Genomic DNA, 16198 nt, shown 5'->3' on the forward strand with positions numbered 1-16198 from the left:
CGGAAAGGTTTCAGTGAGTTTCAATTGAAGAAAGCTAAGCAGTATGAGCCTTGCGAGCACGCTTGACTTCTCTTTCAAAAGCTTCGGCTGGTGTTTTGAACTTTAAAATTCGCCGAGGCAGGTTGTTCAGATGCGATTGAGCAATCTGAACTTGGCTTGGAGTGGCAATGTCGAGTGATTGCCCCTTGGGAAAATAGCGACGAAGCATCCGATTATGAACTTCATTAGTGCCTCGTTCTGAAGATGTGTACGGGTGGGCAAAATAAGTGTCAGCTATGCCATTCAGTGCAGTCTCTAAGGTCGTAAACTCAGTACCATTATCTGCCGTCACGGTCTTGATAATATCACCATATTGATTAACAATATTTCGCAATGCATACGATACTGAATCTGCGTCTTTACCCTCAATCAAGCAGACTATTTCAAAGCGTGTTTTACGCTCTGTGAAAGTCAACAAGACGCTCTGGCTACCATTACGCTCACCAACAACGGTATCAATTTCAAAATGTCCAAACTCATGACGGTTATTGACCTTCTTGGGGCGTTCATCAATACTTTTAGAACCGGCCAGCCGTTTAACTTTCGTTGTTTTATGATGAGCCATTCGGCGTCTTACTTTCTCCACAAGATCGATATTGCGGATCTCCAATAATTGTGCATCAATATAGTTGTACAGTGTCTTCGCACAAATCATCTTATGAGGTGAAAATAAACGGTGCTTTTTAGCATATCCTACCGTTGCGTCGGGTGACCAGTGCTCCGTGTGAAACTTGTCATCAAAGTAGGCTAGGAAGTCGGTGACTTGCTTAAACTTTAATGGACGTCTACTATTGGACCGGTTCTCCTCATAGCGAGCCTGAGCTGCTTCAGGACAATAAACCTTAAGGTAGTGCTTCTCTCCGTTAATCTTCTTAACCTGCTTAATAGTGCCACGAGAAAGCTCATTATTAATGGTTTGATGACTAACACCGATAATAGATGCAATCTGGCGTGCAGAATGGCCTTCGGAGTGTAGAGAAGCAATCATTCCACGTTCAATTTGAGTTAAGTGGTGACCCTTTTGACGATTTGTGGTAAGCTGTTGTTGCGTCAAGACGAAAACCTCTCTCATTGTTTAGTGTTGGAACTTCAATGATACCTGATTTTTCGTCTTGGTGTCTTTTTTTGACCATTTTTTGATCAATCAACATGGGTGGCTAACTTGATTATAAAATTCGCGGATTGGATTTAATGCTGACGATGTCGTGAGTTGATTGATTAGCGTCACCAACTTGTCGTCTGGATTGAGCGCTGGAATAATAACGCCGATGCTTAACATAATAGTTCCCCGTTTCTGGGTTCGAGCCAAGACTAACCCCTAGTAATTAATCTATTTTACTATTCATCGTAATACTATTTATTGGTGGACAATATATACGTGAACGCACATTATATCATTTATGCTGAGTGAGGTAAATGCTCAAAGCAACTGATGTAGATAAAGTAACTAAATCTGCCGGTAGGTGCTCGAACGCTTAAGACTACGCTACCGCACGGTTAAGATAGTGACCAAGTGGAAAAAATAGTGGCTTCAGTGTAGAAAAACACTTTATACATGTAGTGCATAATCCAATAGTAAGATTTAACTTGCCTGTTCGGGACTGTTAGGCCCAGGTTAAGGAGACTTAGTGGTGCTTTACAGATGGAAATGCCCGTTGTTACAGAACTGGACATCATGCAAAATGATTAAGTTAAATGTGTTTACTAACACTATATCTTCATTATAAGCTAAGAATCCGTGAACAACGAGCTGAATTTATTTTTGTAATAATTATGATGTTATATAAATGGTAAGAACAATTGTAATAGTGGATAAATTAATTACCTCATACCATATAAGCAGATGCGAACTATCATTTAGGCGTTGCGACCGCAAAATCAAGCGATGCAAATAGACATCAATTCTGAATTCAAGTACAATGTATGTATTCAATCAAAAATGGGGTCGAGTATGTTGTCAGGAACGTTTATTAGTTTTGAAGGACCCGATGGCGCCGGTAAGACCAGCGCTCTCGCGGCCATTACCGCTAAGATTCAGCCCGTATTGGGTGATCGGTTGACGATTACCCGGGAACCGGGGGGCAACCCGATTTCCGAGAGTATTCGGTCCATCATTTTGGACCGGGCGAATACGGCGATGGATTACCGCACCGAGGCCCTGTTGTACGCGGCGGCTCGGCGGCAACACCTGGCAGAAACGATTCTACCAGCACTGGCAGCCGATCAGTTGGTTCTGTGTGACCGGTACGTGGACAGCTCCATTGCGTATCAGGGTGCCGGCCGCCAGATTGGCGAGGCCGCCGTGGCCGAGATGAACACCTTCGCCACGGATGGCCTACTGCCCGAGCTGACGGTGTACTTCGACGTTCCCGCCGAGGTAGGGTTGCGGCGGATTCAAGCACACCGCCAGGCCGACCAAGTCGATCGCCTCGACGTTGAGCAGGAAGCCTTCCACGACCGGGTTCGGGCGGCCTACCTGCGCCTACAACAGGCCCATCCTGAACGGATCAAGTTAATCGATGCCACGCAAGCCCCCGAACAAGTGGTGGCCGAGGCGTTGGCACTCATCAAGCAAACAGCAAAGCGTTATTTTTAAATCGGCATTTGAGGGAGGAACAGCAATGAAATTACTAATCGCCATTGTCCAAGATAAGGACGCGAACCGCCTGAGCAATGAATTCATCGATCAGAACATTCGGGCCACGCGGTTGTCCACGACCGGTGGCTTCTTGAAGTCCGGGAACACCACGTTTATGATTGGGGTGGAAGAGGAACGTGTCGATGAGGTCTTGAATATGATTAAAGAGGCCAGTCACACGCGTCAACAGTTCATGACACCACCGGTTAACCTGGATGCCCAGTTGGACAACACGTCCTCTTATCCCGTCGAGGTGCAGGTCGGTGGGGCGACGGTCTTCGTCTTACCCGTCGATCAGTTCCATCAGTTTTAGGAGGCTCGCATGACCGAAGAATCTCTCGTGGCGATGACCCAGCGTTTGCAGCCGCAGTTGTTAAGCCATTTTATGACGCTGATTACCGAGAACCGACTGGCCCACGCCTACCTCTTCAATGGGGCGGACGGCACCGGGCGACAACAGTTGGCGCAGGTCATTGCCATGCGGTTATTTTGCCAAAATGTCACAGCGGATGGCCTGCCATGTGGACAGTGTTCCGAGTGTCGGCGGATCATGGCGGGTGACCATCCCGATGTGGTGACGGTGATTCCCGACGGTCAGCGCATCAAGGTTGATCAGGTCCGTTACCTAAAATCCGAGTTCACCAAGAGTGCCGTTGAAGGTAATCAGAAGATCTTCATCGTCGATCAGGTGGAACGGATGACTACCGGGGCGGCCAATAGTCTGCTGAAGTTCATCGAAGAACCGGTGGGCAATACGGTGGCCCTACTGTTGACGGCCAACAAGAATCTGATTCTGCCTACGATTCTCTCGCGGACCCAGATTGTCGATTTTCTCCGGGTTGCGCCCAGCGCCCTGGCCGATGCCTTGGCGACGGCCGGCATTGCGCCCAGTCAGCGCCACCTGTTGGCGACTCTGACGGAGAGTGTTCAGGCGGCTAAGGCGTTGACTGCCGAGGACTGGCTCAAGAACGCCCAGACCAGCGTTGGTCAATGGTTCACGGCGGCCTGCGCGGGTGATGAACGCGCCTTTGTTCGCGTCCAGACGGAATTATTACCGCTGGGCACGAATCGCGATTTGCAGGGGACACTCCTCGACATGGTGGTCCAAGTCTGGCACGATGTCTTACGCCAGCAAAACGCGACCGTTCCCACCGAACGACTGGCCTTTCCCCAAGTGGCTAAGGTCAGTGGTGAAATGGCGCGGCGCCTGAGCATTGAACAGTTGGTGGCCATCATGACGTTGACGTTGGAGACGCGGAGTCAGCTGGCCGGCAACATGAACTTTCAAGGCATCTTAGAAGCCTTGACCTTACAGATCCTATCGCAGATTTCGCGCTGATTAGTCAGCATTGGAGGGGTGGCAACTTGGAAAAACAAGAAGTATACGATCAATTTAAGCAGCTCGAGAGCCAATTACAAGAAGTGCTCGCCCAATTCACTGACTTACAAGGCGAGATGACCCAAGTCTTTGAGCAAAATGCCGAGTTAGAAATCGAAAATCAACATCTCCGCGATCTTCTCCGGGAGCTCCAACGGAACTTACCCGAGGACCCGGAGACGCCGCAGGGCTTGTCCAAGTCGCGGCAAATCTTGGAGAAATTATACGAAGAGGGCTTCCACGTTTGCCGTGAGTTTTACGGAACCCGGCGTAAACAGGACGAGGAATGCGCCTTTTGTCTAGAAGTTATCTATCGTGATCAGTAGGAGGTCCGCACCATACATGGAACGTCAACGTAGTTTTCAAGCCGCAGACAGCGGCCACTTATATCTGGTGCCCACGCCGATCGGCAACCTCGATGACATGACCTTTCGCGCCGTGAAGACGCTGAAGGCCGTCGATCTGATTGCCGCCGAAGACACGCGGAATACGCAAAAACTGTTAAATCATTTTGAAATTGAGACCAAACAAATCAGCTTTCATGAACACAACACGCAGGAGCGGATTCCCCAGTTGGTGGCTAAACTCCAGCAGGGTCTGCAGATCGCGCAGGTGAGTGACGCGGGGATGCCGTCCATTTCGGACCCCGGGCACGAGCTGGTCAACGCCTGTATCGCGGCCCACATTCCGGTGGTGCCGTTACCCGGAGCTAATGCGGGACTGACGGCGCTGATTGCGTCGGGACTAGTGCCGCAGCCATTTTATTTCTATGGTTTTTTAGACCGCAAGCCCAAGGATCAACGGGCGGAAATTGACGAATTGGCACAGCGGCCCGAGACCCTGATCTTTTATGAGGCCCCACATCGGTTGAAGAAGACCCTGAAGAATCTCGCCGATGGTATGGGGGCCGATCGTCCGGCCGTCCTATGTCGTGAACTGACCAAGCGCTATGAGGAATTTCTCCGCGGGAGCCTGAGTGACCTGGCCGAATGGGCCGCCACGGATACGGTGCGGGGGGAATTTGTCGTCCTAGTCGGTGGCAATCCACATCCCACGACCACCGCGACCACGGCTGTCGATCTGAGTGAACCCATTGAGACGCAAGTCGACCGGCTGATTGCGGCCGGCGACAAGCCCAATGCGGCCATCAAGGAAGTCGCCAATCTCCGCGGCTTGAAGAAACAAGATGTTTACCGAACTTACCACCATTTAGATGAGGAGTGACCCGCGTGGCCCAAAATGAATTTCGTGAACCGCACCGGGTCGTCTACTACGAAGCCGACGACACCGGCCATTTAACATTGGCGATGCTGATTAATCTGTTCGTGCTGGTGTCCGAGGACCAGAACGCCGCGCTAAAGCTGACGCCAGCGGACATCCACCGCCTGGGCGTAGGCTGGGTCGTTACCCAGTACCACTTACAAGTGGACCACTTGCCAAAGATTGGTGATACGGTGACGCTGAAGACGCGTGCGACGGCCTTTAACAAATACTTTGCCTACCGCGAGTATTGGTTATTAGACGCACAGGGCGAGCAGTTGGCCTATGGCGAAGGCATCTGGGTGACAATGAGTTATGCCACCCGTAAGATTGCGACGATTCCGGCCGCCATCATGGCGCCATACGGCACGGCACCGGTGAAACGCTTGCCGCGACTGCCCCGGCCAGATCGCCGCGATGAGACGGCCACCAGTTACGTGAAACCCTACACGGTGCGCTACTTCGATATCGATGAGAATGGCCACGTGAACAATGCCCACTATTTCGATTGGATGCTCGACACGTTGCCAGCCGATTGGCTACGGCAACATCAAGTTGTCGATGTCCGGATTCGTTTCGAAAATGAAGTCAAGTACGGCCATCAGGTGACGAGTGAGGTCACGCACAGCACGCCAACGACCACGCAACACGCGGTCAAGATTGGCACCACCACGGCGGTGCTCGCCACACTGACTTGGCAGGCTGTTGAATAGGGCGACGCGGCTAATCATGAAAAAGTGTTTATTTTTGACAAAGATAGGCAGAGAAGATGTTGTCGACCGGTCTTTGTGGTAATATAGGACACTGATATGAACAGTACACGAAGAAAAGTAAGTAACCGGGTACCGGGAAAAGCGGTGAGCCGCTAGCCAGCCGCCGCTTTTGCCATCTCCTGGTCTCGGCAGTGGTCACCATACACATGAAGGGGAACCCAAGCAAATATGAAGATTTTAGCAATTGACACATCGAATCGTCCGCTCAGTGTTGCCGTCTTGGATGACACAACGGTCTTGGCGGCCATTACGGTCACGGTTCATCAGAAACACGCGGAATATCTGTTGCCGGAGATTGAACGGCTCTTGGCAATGGCGGATTTAAAGCCCACCGATCTGGATCGGATCGTGGTGGCGGCCGGTCCCGGGTCCTACACGGGGATTCGGATTGCCGTGACGACCGCTAAGACGTTGGCCACCACGCTAAATATTGATTTAGTCGCGGTCTCCAGTTTGGCGACCTTGGCGGCGAACGTCCCAGTCGAGGGGGCCTTGGTTGCGCCGATGTTTGACGCGCGTAATCAAAACGTCTTTGCCGGCTTATACCGGATCAAGGGCGGCGTGCCCACCGTTGAGATTGCGGACGCGCATACCGACGTGACCAGCTTTCTGACGGCGGTCGGCGGTTACAGCGAGCCCGTGTGGTTCCTAGGGGATGCCGATCATTTCAGCGCGTTGATTGGAACCACGGTCTCGGCGGCCACACCGGCGATTAGTCCGTGGTTGAACCTGCCGCAAGTTGCGACGATTGGTTTGTTAGGTCAGAAGATGGCGCCTGTCAGTGATGTTGATCGGTTCGTGCCGAACTATTTGCGGTTGACGCAGGCCGAAGCCGAATGGCGGGCCAAGAACCCAGAAGAGGATACCGGATCGTATGTTGAAAAAATTTAAAAATTGGTATAAAAATGTATTTGGCAGTCGACGAGAAGTCGTCCGGGAAGAAACCATGGATGTAAAAAATCATCGGGTCGATGTGCGTGGCGTGACGTATTTTGTCGCCAAGGCCCTGTTCACCGATATCCCAGAAATGATTGAGATCGAACGGGCCGTCTATTCGGGGCAGGCCCCGTGGGATTCTACGGCGTTTGCCAACGAGTTGCGTCGTGAAAAGGATCGACTCTACTTGGTGATCCGCAAGAATGATAAGTTGTTGGCGTTTATCGGTAGCACCTTTGACGAGCGGAACCGGGACGCCCACATCACCAATATTGCGGTTTTGCCGGACTATCAGAATAAGGGACTCGGTCGCTTCTTGCTGGACATCATGATTCGTAAGGCACGCAAGCTGAATTATAAGACGGTCAGCTTGGAGGTTCGCGTCTCCAACAAGAACGCGCAGAAGCTCTATCGCAATCTGGAATTTGAGCAGACGGGGATCAAACGTGGCTACTACTTTGGTGACCACGAGGATGCCGCCGACATGGCATTGTTCTTGAATGAAAATGAGGACGAGGCCCAGGATGGCGTCGAACCAGAGACTCGAGAACAGAACTAAGCAGGGCAATGGCGGGCTGGCACTTGGCCACCCGCTTTTTGCGTGAGATGATCGGAAGGAATGAAGAGGAGTGAGTCCAACGGAAAAGCGAAATTTGATTTTAGCGTTTGAGTCGAGTTGTGATGAAACGAGTGTCGCCGTCATTGAGGATGGCCATAAGATTCTGTCGAACATTGTGGCGACGCAGATCAAGAGTCATCAACGGTTCGGTGGCGTGGTTCCCGAAGTGGCCAGTCGTCATCACATTGAAGAAGTGACGCTGTGCATCAAGGATGCGTTGGCCGAGGCCCAAGTGGGGTACGATGACTTGGATGCCGTGGCGGTCACATATGGTCCCGGTTTGGTCGGAGCACTCCTAATTGGGGTTACGGCGGCTAAAACGGTGGCCTTTGCCCACAACTTGCCGTTGATCCCGGTCAATCACATGGCTGGTCACATCTACGCGGCCCGTTACGTGGAACCCATTGAATTCCCAGCCTTAGCCTTATTGGTCTCCGGTGGGCACACGGAGTTAGTTTACATGCCAGCCGAGAATGAATTTGAAATTATTGGCGAGACCCGTGATGACGCCGCCGGTGAGGCCTACGATAAGGTCGGCCGAGTAATGGGCGTTAACTATCCTGCCGGTAAGACGGTTGATGAATGGGCCCACCAGGGGAAAGATACTTTTGACTTTCCACGGGCCATGGAGAAGGACGACAACTTTGACTTTAGCTTCAGCGGGTTGAAGAGTGCCTTCATCAACACCACCCACCACGCCGACCAGATTGGCGAGACCCTGAGCAAGCAAGATTTGGCGGCAAGCTTCCAGCAAGCCGTCGTTGATGTCTTGGCCGAAAAGACGCAGCGCGCGTTAGCCGACTATCCGGTTAAGCAGTTGATCTTAGCCGGTGGGGTAGCCGCTAACCAAGGACTGCGCGAACGGTTGGAACGCGACCTCAGTAGCAATCCCACCACGCACTTGGTCAAGGCCCCGCTGAAGTTGTGTGGCGATAACGCGGCCATGATCGGTGCCTTTGCTTATGTCGCCTTCAAGCACGGGGTGTTTGCCGATGCCACGTTGAATGCCGATCCGAGTCTAGAATTTGACTGGGCGGCGAATTCGGCGAAGTAAAGCGTGCCGATTTTAGTAGGCGCCCATCATGAATTAACACGAATTTTAGCTAAAATAAAAGATGGTTTCATCCAGTTGAGATGAGACCATCTTTTTTGGTAAATTCTTTAGTTGTGGTCACCTACCGGCATATTGTATTGGCGCTGGTAAGTTTTCTATTCCAGCCTGTCCAAGATGCCGGTGGCCAAGTTAGCGTAGCTGATAGAATGAGACTGCTTTGATAGATCAATGATTTTAACGATTTAATAACTGATTTGTGATAAGACGAAATTGTCGGTTCTAAAAACCTCGCCAGCTGTCGCACTAACCTTTTGGTGCGCATCACTGGCAATCAAGCGATCGAAACTAGCCTGGTCGGCGACGTCGATTACCATGCTGACGGTGTCGGCACTACCAGCCCAGCCCAACGAGCGGCCAACCGCCAGAGATTGAATTTCTGGAACCGTGTCTTTCATAGCTTTCATATTTTGAATGGCTTGTTCGACGTTGGCATCTGACACGCCAGGCTTAATCGTTGCAATAAAAATGTGTTTGATCATGATTGATTCCTCCAAGTTTAGGGTTAGTTGTTAAGCATTGCCATTAGTTTAAACGAAAAGCCATTAAGTTTAAAATGCTTAATTTCTTAGATTAGTTATTTGTATTTTGTATATCTATGCTAAAATATGGCTAAATAAACCATAAAGGACGTGAGGATAAATGGATATCCGGGTGCTCAATTACTTTTTAATTACGGCGCGTGAGGAAAATGTGACGCGGGCGGCGGCTTTGCTTCATATGACCCAACCGACCTTGTCGCGACAATTAAAGGGATTAGAGGCTGAGCTACAAGTCGACTTGTTTCGCCGGAGCAATCATAGTATTTATCTAACGCGGGAAGGCTTGCTCTTTCGCCGGCGGGCCCAGGATATGGTGAATATTCTAGAACGGGCGCGAGACGAGCTACAAGAAAAGCAGGAACTCGCGGGAACGATTGCCATTGGCTGTAGTGAACTTCATAGTATGGCGGAAGTCGCGAAATTAATTGATGCGTTTCAGGAGCAGCATCCCCAAGTCAAATTTAACTTGAGAAGCGGTAATAATGACGACATTAAAGGTTGGATTGAACAGGGTGTTTTAGACTTGGGGTTACTCATCGAACCGGTTGAGATTGGTAAATATGACTTTGTTCGTCTGGAGAGTCAAGAAGAGTGGGGAATCTTAGCGCATCAGGACTCAAAATTTGCGAGCTATGATGCCATTCGCCCGGGTGATCTGGTTGGGACTCGCGTCATCACGATTGCCGATCGGGTGGTTCAAAATGAACTCGTCAGCTGGTCGGGAGATTACGCAGTCAAGATGCGGAACAAGGCCCGTTATAATCTGCTTTATAGTGCGGCGATGCTGGCGCAACAAAATCACGGGGTCGTGATTTGTTTAAAGCTCAATCAGACCTTTGACCACTTAACCTTTGTGCCATTAGAGCCGGCACTAAAATTAGATTCGGTATTAGCCTGGCGAGGTCAGCAGCCACATTCGGCGGCAACAAAAGCATTTATTGAATTTGTCCGGCAAGAAAAAAACTAAAGGTGACGCGAAAGCGCCTGGGCGGTTTTATCCCAGGCGCTTCGACTATTTAAGAACAGACGTCAAGCGACCCGGGATAAGACATCCCAGGCCGCTTTTTAGATATTTAAAATACGTATTTCTAATCAGCCAAAATAGGCATTTAACATATCTAAAAAATCGCGATACACTACAGGCATCGATTAGCAAGGGCATCACCACTGATGGTTTTACTAAGTGAGAAAATTTTGAGCAATTGGTTGTTCAGGAGAAAGCGGTGAGATTAGTGAACCAAGATGATGTTCAGGCCAAGTATCATTTTCCCAGTCAACTTTTATCGGATTATGAGTCGTGGCGAGTGAAGCAGTTTGCAGGTCAGCTCACGCCGGCAACCTATACGTTGGCTGATATCGAAGCGTTGCGGCTGATGATCCGGCTACAACAAATTGGATTTTCTTCAAATGAAATTGAAGATTTTTTAGCACTTAATCTGCGGAAACAGGGGCCGCCTGTCAAGCTGATTGCGATACTAACCCAGCATCGGCAAGAACGGTTAGCCGCGATTCACCAATACGAGCGACAGATTGCTGGGATTGACTATTTAAGATTTCAACTGACCGAAAATCACTAAAGGAGATTATTAAAATGGAATTTACAACTTTAAACAATGGGATCAAAATGCCTAAGTTAGGCTTAGGCGTCTTTCGGGTAACGGATTTGGCCGAAGCCGAGGAGGCCGTTTATCAAGCCATTAAGTTGGGTTACCGGTTGATTGATACGGCTGCCGCGTATGGCAATGAACAGGCGGTTGGGCGTGCCATCAAGCGTAGTAGGGTTGACCGGTCGGAACTCTTCGTGACATCAAAGCTGTGGCTGACCGACAACTCCTATGAGGGGGCCCAACGAGGTCTTGAACGGTCTTTGACTAATTTAGGCTTGGATTACTTAGATTTGTATTTAATCCATCAACCGATAAGCGATTATTATGGTGCTTGGCGCTACCTGAGTGAAGCCTATCGTGCCGGCAAGGTTCGGGCCATTGGGGTCGACAATTTCACCCAACAAAAGCTGGTTGATCTCATTAATTTCACGGACGTTAAGCCAGCCGTGAACATGATTGAAGCCAACGTCTTTAACCAACGTGAGGCGGACCAACAAGCCATGATCGATTATGATGTTCAAATGGAAGCCTGGGCACCATTCTCTTCGGGCAATCATCAGGTATTTGAGCTACCAGAATTAAAGGAAATTGCGCAAGCTCACGGTAAATCGACGGCCCAAGTGATTCTTCGTTGGTTGATGCAACGCGACATCGTTGCCATTCCCAAGAGCGTCCACGTTAACCGGCTGAAGGAAAATCTGGCTATCTTTGATTTCGATTTACGCGATGATGAAATGGCTAAAATCGCGACATTGAATACGGGCAACGGGTTCAACATGCCAGAAGATGCCAAGGATTTTCAAGCCATGTTAGACATGTCAAAGCAATTTTCAGTAGAATAGGAGCAAATAATGATGGATATGACTTCAACTTATACGTTAAATAATGGTTACAAGGTCCCGGTAGTTGGCTTCGGTACGATTATTCCGGACGGCCACGAGACCGTGACAGCGGTTAAAAAGGCAATCAAAAATGGGTATCGGCTGATCGATACGGCTGAAATCTACGGCAATGAAGTGAGTGTGGGTCAGGGGATTCGTGAGGCAATGGCCGAAAACAACCTCAAACGAGAGGATATTCTGGTTAGCACGAAAGCCTGGCACAGTCATCGGGGCTATCAGCAGACGCTACAGGCCTTTAATGCGTCGTTGGACAAGTTAGGTTTGGACTATGTTGATATTTACCTCATTCACTGGCCGGCCAATGCCAAGTGGCATGACGATTGGCGCGAACTAAACGCTGATACTTGGCGTGCCTTGGAAGAGTTGTATCGTGCTGGTAAGATCAAAGCCATTGGCGTTTCTAACTTTTTGGCGCATCATCTGAAGGCATTGGTCGAGGATAGTGAGATTAAGCCTATGCTAAATCAAATCGAATATCATCCTGGCTTTGCCCAGACGGCAGCGGCTGAGTACGCCCAGTCCCAAGACATTCAGGTTGAAGCCTGGAGTCCCTTCGGTGGGCCGGACAGCAACGTCTTACAAGACGCGACGGTTAACCAGATCGCTCAAAAATATGGCAAGCAACCCTCACAAGTGATTTTACGGTGGCTGATCCAAAAGAACATTATCCCTTTGACCAAGTCGACCAGTGATGCGCATATGCAGGCTAACTTGGATGATTTCGATTTTGCGTTGACGTCGGCTGAGATGCAGGCCATCGACGAAGCCCCGTACAGTGGCGGATTCCAATTTGATCCGGACACGGCTAGATCATAAGGGTTCAGGCTGACAGAAACCAGGGTCACAGGGGTACAGTAGACCTAAGAAGGCTGGATGTTAGGAGATAATTAAATGGATGTCTATCAAGCTTTAAATGAACGTCACGCAACGCGGTGGTTTACAGATCAACAAATTCCCAAGGCCACGCTGGAGAAAATTATTTCTGCGGCAGAAGAGGTCCCATCTTGGGTGAATTCGCAGCCTTATCAGGTCCACGTGGTCACGGGTGAGACGCGGCAAAGCATTCGCCAAGAGCACCAACACCTGGGGGATGTCGGCGAACATGGTCATTCCGATTTACCCGTAATGGCGCGGTCGGCTTGGTCCGCACAAGCACAGGATAATATGCAGGCGTGGTCCGATGGCATTGCCCAGTCGGTTGGCCCCGATTGGCAGAAGATTATGGGGGATGCCGCGGGTAAACTCTATAATGCCCAGGCCATCGTCTACCTGACGTTACCTGAAGGCTACTCGGAGTGGTCCCTATACGACTTGGGGGCATTTGGCATGGCGCTGATGTTAGCGGCTAAAGATGCCGGCATTGATTCCATGCCCGCTTATCAGTTCGTCAGTTTTCCGGAGGAAGTTCGGCACAATATTCAGCTGGAAAATGGCGAGAAGCTCATCATGGGGATTGGCTTAGGGTATCGTGATGCGGAGGCGGCGGTTAATCGGATTACATCTACGCGATTACCGATCGATCAGATGACGACGTTTCATGACTAGCCGACTGAATGGCTCTTACACCAGTAAATAGAAGAAAACTGTCAGCCGATTTATTCGGACTGGCAGTTTTTTCTTTGAGCGAACGCTCTAATTATTTACCTTACCCCGTGAATGATGGATTCCACCAGAAATAGAGCAAATGTGAGGATTAAATAGGTGAGCCCTAGAACCTCAAGCAGAAAAACGGGTAGCGATTCGGGCAGGAAAACGAAGATGAGTTGGAGCGTTAGTACCGGCCCCGCCCAAGGACTAACCGTCTAAACCACTTGGAATAATTCTTAAATAGACCGTTTGTTTTCGCGAAACTATCCTGAAAATATTGATTAAATACCTTTTTCATTAAAAGACTTCTCCCCGTGTCACGCGTATTCTCGGCGTAATTCGAGTATCCGTGCTGAATTAAAATGCAAATGTTTCTCCCCTGAAATCATCTAGAATTATAGACTTTGTCGGTTGTTGAGACAAGGTTCTTGATGAAGGTTCGAGTAATCGCTGATTTTTGTGCAAGTCGGGGATTCGAATGAGCTAAAAAAATCAGTGCCGACCCTTAATCATTAAGGACCCGACACTGATTTTATGAATAAACGGGGTAACGCTTGTATTTTTATTTTAGAGAGTCGAAACGTGTGCCCAAAGACGGCCGGTTCCGCTTAAAACTCATCTCGGCCTTAATCCGCGAAATCTTCCAGTTCCAGACTCTTTTCGGTCCACGCGTCTTCCGTTTCGCTGAGTTGCGTGGTAACGGTGGTGAGCTGGTTCTGAAGGTCGGCCAGCTTGCCAGCATCGTTGAAGTTTTCTTCTTGGCTCATTTCGGTTTCCACGGCCGTTTTTTGTTTCTCTAACTCGCCCATTTTTTCTTCGAGAGCCGTGACTTGCCGGCTAAGCTTTCGTTTGGCCTTGGCCTGATCTTTTTGCGCTTGGTAGTCGACTTGCGTCTGCTTCGGGGCGACAACGGTGGGGTGGGCTTCCTCCGCTTCGGCGGCTTCCTTGGCCGCGTAGGCATCTTGTTCGGCCTTCTTGGAAACGTAGTAGTCGTAATTCCCCAGGTACCGCGTGGTGCCCTCGGGACTGAGCTCGACGACTTGTGTGGCAACTTGGTTGATGAAGTATCGGTCGTGGGAAACGAAGAGAATAGTCCCGTCGAATTCGTTGAGCGCGGTCTCCAAGACCTCTCGACTGTCGATGTCCAAGTGGTTCGTCGGTTCATCGAGCATGAGGAAGTTGTCGTGACGCATGGCAAGCTTGGTCAGCAGCAAGCGGGCTCGCTCGCCCCCGCTTAGGCTATGGACACTCTTGTCCACGTCGGCGCCGGTAAACAGAAAGCTACCCAGAATTGAGCGAATATCGCCCTCGGGCGTGGTGGGATGGTCGTCCCACAACTCGTGCAGGACGGATTTCTTGTCGTGCAGCGTGGCTTGATCCTGGTCGTAGTAGCCGGTATCTACGCCGGTTCCAAAGATAATCTGACCTTGAATGGCGGGAATCCGCCCCAAGATGGTCTTCAGTAGGGTGGATTTTCCAATCCCGTTGGGGCCGACAATGGCGACGGCTTGGTGCTTCTTGATGTCCAAATTGACCGGTGCGGCCAGTGCCTGTCCGTCATAACCCACGGCGCCGTTGACCACGTCGAGAACCACGTTACCACTCTGACGTTTAGGCCGGAAGCTGAAGCGCGCGGCCTTCTCGTCGCCTTCTGGTCGATCCATGCGGTCCATCTTTTCCAATTGTTTCCGCCGTGCCTGGGCCCGCTTGGTCGTGGATGCCCGGACGATGTTCTTGTTGACGAAGTCTTCCAGCTTACTGATCTCAGCCTGTTGCTTGTCGTATTCCTTCCAAGCCAACCGCAGGCGCTCAGCCTTATCCGCGATGTAGTGTGAGTAGTTGCCGGGATAATGGTCAAGTCCGCCGTGCGCCATATCGTAGACGTCGTTGACCACGTGATCGAGAAAGTACCGGTCATGGGAAACCACGAGGATGGCGCCGGGGTAACCTTGCAGGTAGCCTTCTAACCAGGTTAACGTCTCCACATCCAAGTGGTTGGTCGGCTCGTCCAAAATTAACAGGTCTGGTCGTTCCAAGAGGAGCTTGGCCAGGGCCAGTTGGGTGCGTTGACCACCAGATAACTCGTTAATCGGTTTATCGTAGTAGTCTTCACCAAATTCGAAACCGTGCAGGACGCCACGAATCTCGGCCTGATAGCCGTAACCGTTTTGGTCGCTGAAGTCTTGTTGCAATTGGTCATAGTTTGCGCTGATCTGATCAAACTGTTCCTGATCGGCGATAACGGCGGGATCACTCATCTGTTGTTCGAGCTCGTGCATGCGTTTTTCCATGGCGATGAGCTTGGCAAAGACGCTAAGCATCTCGTTCCAAACGGTCTTGGTCGAGGACAGACCGGCATTCTGGGCTTGATAGCCCATGGTCAGTCCACGTTTGGTGGTAATCTGACCGACGTCCGGCGACGTTTCGCCAGCGATCATTTTTAATAGGGTAGATTTCCCGGCACCGTTACGGCCGACAAGGGCCACGCGACCGTGCTCGGGTACATCCATACTGACATTTTCGAAGAGGACACTGGCGCCAAAACGCCGCGTGACCTGTTGAACTTGTAAAAGAATCACAGTGAGCCAACCTCCTTTGTTGGGGTTTCATTTTTAGTAAGATAGTTTAAGTGTTGAAAATCAGGTTAAAATTGGCCATACTGATACGATGGTGTTCGTAGCTCTGGTGGATTTTGCGACCAGCGACGATTACCACGGAAGCCCAGTGGCAGATGGTGAAGCAGCGTTACAAACTCGTCAGTAGGTGGCACAGTTAGTAGGGTTCACGAGAACGGCGCTGAACCGGT

At 50.4% G+C, this 16198-nt stretch carries 17 protein-coding genes; 14 read left to right on the forward strand and 3 right to left on the reverse strand.

Going from position 1 to position 16198, the window contains the following annotated elements; translation table 11 throughout:
• Positions 1-34 precede the first annotated feature (34 nt).
• Positions 35-1111 carry an IS30 family transposase gene (locus tag KB236_01175; protein UIF29403.1) on the reverse strand — a complete coding sequence of 359 codons (1077 nt, stop codon included), beginning with the start codon at positions 1109-1111 and terminating at the stop codon, positions 35-37.
• 879 nt (positions 1112-1990) lie between these two features.
• Between KB236_01175 and tmk the strand changes: the two genes are divergently transcribed.
• The 9 genes from tmk (at position 1991) to tsaD (ending at position 8697) form a co-directional block, all read left to right on the forward strand.
• Positions 1991-2635, forward strand: a complete 645-nt coding sequence (gene tmk / locus KB236_01180; GenBank protein ID UIF30255.1) for a dTMP kinase — start codon at positions 1991-1993, stop codon at positions 2633-2635.
• 25 nt (positions 2636-2660) lie between these two features.
• Positions 2661-2990 (forward strand): cyclic-di-AMP receptor, encoded by a 330-nt coding sequence (locus KB236_01185; GenBank protein UIF29404.1) that lies wholly within the window; start codon positions 2661-2663, stop codon positions 2988-2990.
• A gap of 9 nt (positions 2991-2999) precedes the next feature.
• Positions 3000-4016, forward strand: a complete 1017-nt coding sequence (gene holB / locus KB236_01190; GenBank protein ID UIF29405.1) for a DNA polymerase III subunit delta' — start codon at positions 3000-3002, stop codon at positions 4014-4016.
• 26 nt (positions 4017-4042) lie between these two features.
• Positions 4043-4381, forward strand: a complete 339-nt coding sequence (locus KB236_01195; GenBank protein ID UIF29406.1) for a DNA replication initiation control protein YabA — start codon at positions 4043-4045, stop codon at positions 4379-4381.
• A 16-nt stretch (positions 4382-4397) separates the two neighbouring features.
• Positions 4398-5279 (forward strand): 16S rRNA (cytidine(1402)-2'-O)-methyltransferase, encoded by an 882-nt coding sequence (gene rsmI, locus KB236_01200; GenBank protein UIF29407.1) that lies wholly within the window; start codon positions 4398-4400, stop codon positions 5277-5279.
• 5 nt (positions 5280-5284) lie between these two features.
• Positions 5285-6028 (forward strand): acyl-ACP thioesterase, encoded by a 744-nt coding sequence (locus KB236_01205; GenBank protein ID UIF29408.1) that lies wholly within the window; start codon positions 5285-5287, stop codon positions 6026-6028.
• A 228-nt stretch (positions 6029-6256) separates the two neighbouring features.
• Complete coding sequence (gene tsaB, locus KB236_01210; GenBank protein ID UIF29409.1) at positions 6257-6979, forward strand: tRNA (adenosine(37)-N6)-threonylcarbamoyltransferase complex dimerization subunit type 1 TsaB; 723 nt, start codon at positions 6257-6259, stop codon at positions 6977-6979.
• A complete protein-coding gene (gene rimI, locus KB236_01215) occupies positions 6963-7583 on the forward strand; it encodes a ribosomal protein S18-alanine N-acetyltransferase (GenBank protein ID UIF29410.1) in 621 nt (206 codons plus the stop codon). Before tsaB ends, rimI begins: the two co-directional genes overlap by 17 nt.
• A 70-nt stretch (positions 7584-7653) precedes the next feature.
• On the forward strand, positions 7654-8697 hold the full coding sequence (gene tsaD, locus KB236_01220; GenBank protein ID UIF29411.1) for a tRNA (adenosine(37)-N6)-threonylcarbamoyltransferase complex transferase subunit TsaD: 1044 nt from the start codon (positions 7654-7656) through the stop codon (positions 8695-8697).
• A gap of 242 nt (positions 8698-8939) precedes the next feature.
• On the opposite strand, the gene KB236_01225 is transcribed toward tsaD, so the two are convergent.
• A complete protein-coding gene (locus KB236_01225) occupies positions 8940-9236 on the reverse strand; it encodes a Dabb family protein (protein UIF29412.1) in 297 nt (98 codons plus the stop codon).
• A 160-nt stretch (positions 9237-9396) separates the two neighbouring features.
• On the opposite strand from KB236_01225, the gene KB236_01230 reads away from it, so the two are divergent.
• The 5 genes from KB236_01230 to KB236_01250 all read left to right on the forward strand — a co-directional run bounded on the left by KB236_01230 (position 9397) and on the right by KB236_01250 (position 13350).
• The gene (locus tag KB236_01230) at positions 9397-10263 is read left to right on the forward strand and encodes a LysR family transcriptional regulator (GenBank protein UIF29413.1); all 867 of its coding nucleotides are present in this window, start codon (positions 9397-9399) and stop codon (positions 10261-10263) included.
• A gap of 256 nt (positions 10264-10519) precedes the next feature.
• Positions 10520-10873: a hypothetical protein gene (locus tag KB236_01235; GenBank protein ID UIF29414.1), complete on the forward strand. Its 354-nt coding sequence runs from the start codon at positions 10520-10522 to the stop codon at positions 10871-10873.
• A gap of 14 nt (positions 10874-10887) precedes the next feature.
• The gene (locus KB236_01240; GenBank protein ID UIF29415.1) at positions 10888-11745 is read left to right on the forward strand and encodes an aldo/keto reductase; all 858 of its coding nucleotides are present in this window, start codon (positions 10888-10890) and stop codon (positions 11743-11745) included.
• 9 nt (positions 11746-11754) lie between these two features.
• Positions 11755-12621 (forward strand): aldo/keto reductase, encoded by an 867-nt coding sequence (locus tag KB236_01245; GenBank protein UIF29416.1) that lies wholly within the window; start codon positions 11755-11757, stop codon positions 12619-12621.
• Positions 12622-12696: 75 nt separating this feature from the next.
• Positions 12697-13350: a nitroreductase gene (locus KB236_01250; protein UIF29417.1), complete on the forward strand. Its 654-nt coding sequence runs from the start codon at positions 12697-12699 to the stop codon at positions 13348-13350.
• Positions 13351-14018: 668 nt separating this feature from the next.
• On the opposite strand, the gene KB236_01255 is transcribed toward KB236_01250, so the two are convergent.
• Positions 14019-15971, reverse strand: a complete 1953-nt coding sequence (locus tag KB236_01255; protein ID UIF29418.1) for an ABC-F family ATP-binding cassette domain-containing protein — start codon at positions 15969-15971, stop codon at positions 14019-14021.
• Between the last annotated feature and the right edge of the window lie 227 nt (positions 15972-16198).

Origin of the sequence: Levilactobacillus brevis (assembly GCA_021383565.1) — a bacterium.
Classification (GTDB): domain Bacteria; phylum Bacillota; class Bacilli; order Lactobacillales; family Lactobacillaceae; genus Levilactobacillus; species Levilactobacillus brevis_B.